Annotated in this window: 2 protein-coding genes; both read left to right on the forward strand. The window is 73.0% G+C overall.

All coding sequences use genetic code 11. The features are described 5' to 3' along the window. The first annotated feature begins 308 nt into the window (after positions 1-308). Positions 309-1,331 (forward strand): TerC family protein, encoded by a 1,023-nt coding sequence (locus ABZ914_RS48480; protein ID WP_500201373.1) that lies wholly within the window; start codon positions 309-311, stop codon positions 1,329-1,331. A gap of 92 nt (positions 1,332-1,423) precedes the next feature. Then, complete coding sequence (locus ABZ914_RS48485; protein WP_500201374.1) at positions 1,424-3,631, forward strand: acyl-CoA dehydrogenase family protein; 2,208 nt, start codon at positions 1,424-1,426, stop codon at positions 3,629-3,631. The last annotated feature ends 81 nt before the right edge of the window (positions 3,632-3,712 follow it).

Raw genomic sequence — 3,712 nt, forward strand, 5'->3', positions numbered from 1 at the left:
GACGAGGCCGACGCCGTCGACCAGCTCGCCGCCGTCTACCTGGAGCTGAGCGCGGCGCGCCGCTGACCCGCGCGCGCCGGGCCTTAGATGCCGCGCGGCGGGGCCGGGTTCGCGGGAATGCCGAGAAATTTCCGGGAGCCGGGAACCCCGGGGCGGCGTCCGGCGTCGAACAGGGCAAGTGGAGGGGAGTATCCCCGCGCACGGGTGTCGTCAGCACGGCCGGTCCGCACCGGCCCGGCGCCCGCGGCCCTCGCCCCGGGGGCGGGAGAGACCTCCGGCGCTCGACCACGTCCGCCGGAGGTTTCACGTTGTCCGTCGCACCCTGGGTGTGGATCCTGACGCTCGCCGGGATCCTCGCCGTCATCGCCGCCGACCTGCTGGTCATCCACCGCAACGACACGCGGGAGTTCACCACCCGCAGGGCCGCCTTCTGGTCGGTCGTCTACATCGGCCTCGCCGTGCTGTTCGGCCTCGGCGTCTGGCTGTTCTCCGGAGGGCAGCACGCCGCGCAGTACTTCGGCGGCTTCGTCACCGAGAAGAGCCTCAGCGTCGACAACCTCTTCGTGTTCATGGTGATCCTGACGCGGTTCGCGGTGCCCAAGCACGCGCAGCACACCGTCCTGATGGCGGGCATCGTCATCGCGCTGGTGCTGCGCGGCGCGTTCATCGCGGTCGGCGCGGCCGCGATCTCCACCTTCACCTGGGTCTTCTTCATCTTCGGCGCGTTCCTGCTGTGGACGGCCTACGGGCTGGTGCGCGGCGGTGACGACGACGAGTTCAAGGAGAACGCGGTCCTGCGCTGGGCCAAGCGCGTCATCCCGACGTCCGACGAGTACGACGGCTCGCGGTTCCTCACCCGGCGCGGCGGCCGCCGCATGGTCACCCCGCTGATGATCGTGATGATCGCGATCGGCTCCACCGACGTGCTGTTCGCGCTGGACTCCATCCCGGCGATCTTCGGGCTGACCACCGAGCCGTACCTGGTGTTCACCGCCAACGCGTTCGCGCTGATGGGCCTGGTCCAGCTGTACTTCCTGCTGGGCGGGCTGACCGACCGGCTGGTGTACCTCGGGCACGGGCTGGCGTTCATCCTCGGCTTCATCGGGGTCAAGCTGATCTTCCACGCGCTGCACGAGTACGGTGTCGCCTGGGCGCCGGACGTGCCGATCTGGCTGTCGCTCGCGGTGATCGCGGGCACGCTGGCGGCCACCACCGTCGCGAGCCTGACCGTCGGGGACCGGGCCCGCGGTGCCGCTGACCAGGGGCGGGGCGAGCCCGCCGGGGAGGCAGGCGCGGGCGGCGAGCGGGCCTCGCGGACCTCCGGCCGGTGAGGCGGCCGGTGAGAGCGGAATCACTGCCCCACGTGACCCGAATCCTGTTCTAGAATCGCTGTCGACACGCGGTCTGAGGGAGGGTTCGACACATGGCCATCGGGCTGACCGAGGAGCACGAGGCGCTCGCCGATTCGGTGCGCGGCTTCGCCGAGCGCAACATCCCGGCGACGGCCGTCCGCGCCGCGCTGGACGCGGACGAGGAGACCCGGCCCGGGTTCTGGCCGGCCCTGGCCGAGCAGGGCCTGCTGGGCCTGCATCTGGACGAGGAGCACGGCGGGCAGGGCTACGGCCTGCTGGAGCTGGCGGTGGTGCTGGAGGAGCTGGGCCGGGCCGCGGCGCCCGGCCCGTTCCTGCCGACGGTGCTGGCGAGCTCGGTGATCGACGCGTCCAGCAACGCCAAGCTGCGCGCCGAGCTGCTGCCGGGGCTCGCGGACGGGTCGCGGACCGGCGCGGTCGCGCTGTCGGGGGGCCTGACCGGCGCCCGCGACGGCGACGCGCTGACGGTGTCCGGCTCGGCGGCGACGGTGCTGGGCGCGCTGCTCGCCGACGTGGTCGTCCTGCCCGTCACCGTGAGCGGGTCCGGGGGCGACGAGGAGCAGTGGGTGGCGGTGGACGCCGCCGACCTGAAGATCACCGCGGTGGCGAGCCTGGACCGGGTCCGCCGGGTCGCCGCGGTCGAGGCCGACGGCGTCGCCGTCGCCGCCGACCGGGTGCTGGACGGGGTGACCGGCGGCCGCGTCCGCGACCTGGCCGCGACGCTGTTCGGTGCCGAGGCCGCCGGGCTGGCCGGGTGGCTGGTGAACACCGCCGCCGAGTACGCCAAGGTGCGCGAGCAGTTCGGCCGCCCGATCGGGCAGTTCCAGGGAGTCAAGCACAAGGCCGCGCGCGCGCTGATCGCGCTGGAGCAGGCCCGCGCCGCCGCGTGGGACGCCGCCCGCGCGCTGGACGAGGGCACCGAGGACGCCGGGTTCGCCGCCGCCGTCGCGGCGGTGATCGCGGCGGACGCGGGCGTGCAGACCGCCCGGGACGCGATCCAGATGCTCGGCGGCATCGGGTTCACCTGGGAGCACGACGCGCACATCTACCTGCGCCGCGCGCTGACGCTGCGGGCGCTGCTCGGCCCGGCCAAGGACTGGGCCGCCAAGGTCGCGGCGCTCGCGCTCGACGGCGGCCGCCGCGAGGTCGAGCTGGAGCTGGACGAGGGCGCGCAGCCGCTGCGCGAGCGGATCCGCGCCGAGGTCGCCGAGCTCGCGGCGATCGAGGACAAGGACGCCCTCAAGGTCAAGATGGGCGACGACGGCTGGACCGTCCCGCACTTCCCCAAGCCGTGGGGACGCGGCGCGGGCCCGGTCGAGCAGGTCCTCATCCAGCAGGAGCTGAAGGCCGCCGGGGTCAAGGCGCCGAACCTGGTGATCGGCGCGTGGCTGGTGCCGTCGCTCGTCCGCTACGGCAGCGAGGAGCAGAAGGAGCGGTTCCTGCGGCCGACGCTGCGCGGCCAGATGGTGTGGTGCCAGCTGTTCTCCGAGCCGGGCGCCGGCTCGGACCTGGCGTCGCTGTCGATGAAGGCCGAGCGCGTCGAGGGCGGCTGGAAGCTGACCGGCCAGAAGATCTGGACGTCGGTGGCGCAGCACGCGCAGTGGGGCTTCTGCATCGCCCGCACGAACCCCGACGCGCCCAAGCACGACGGCATCACCTACTTCCTGGTCGACATGAAATCGCCGGGCGTGGACGTGCGGCCGCTGCGGGAGCTGACCGGCGACGCGCTGTTCAACGAGGTGTTCCTCGACGGGGTGTTCGTCCCGGACGACTGCGTGGTCGGCGAGGTCGACAAGGGCTGGCAGGTCGCCCGCAACACGCTGTCCAACGAGCGGGTGTCGCTGTCGACCGGCGGCGGTCTCGGCATGGGCGTGCCCGAGCTGCTGAACTTCTTCAAGGGCCGGGAGCTGGACGCGGTCGCGGCCGCCGAGGTCGGCAAGCTGGTCGCGCAGGGCCAGTCGATCGACCTGCTGGGGCTGCGGACCACGCTGAAGCAGCTCAACGGGGTGGAGCCGGGCGCCGAGGCGAGCGTCCGCAAGCTGCTCGGCGTGCAGTTCAACCAGGACGTCGCCGACTACTGCTGGGCGGCGCAGGGCGAGGCGGCGGCGACCGAGACGCCGATGGCCGAGAGCGGGATCATCGCCCGGGCCATGCTGTTCAGCCGCGCGATGACGATCTACGGCGGCACCACCGAGGTGCAGCTGAACATCATCGGCGAGCGGCTCCTCGGCCTTCCCCGCGACCCCGAACCCGGCAAGTAACGGCGGTGTTCGCCCAGGGGGGCGACCCCCTGGAACCCCCGTCAACGGCCGGCAGGCTGTTTCCCCGCTCCGCTGGCGCTC

The sequence above is a fragment of the Spirillospora sp. NPDC046719 genome (assembly GCF_040645715.1).
Lineage (GTDB): Bacteria > Actinomycetota > Actinomycetes > Streptosporangiales > Streptosporangiaceae > Spirillospora.

Bases quoted from the DNA above. Each gene is read 5' to 3' on its own strand.
- ABZ914_RS48485 (WP_500201374.1), top strand. From the start codon at position 1,424: ATGGCCATCGGGCTGACCGAGGAGCACGAGGCGCTCGCCGATTCGGTG.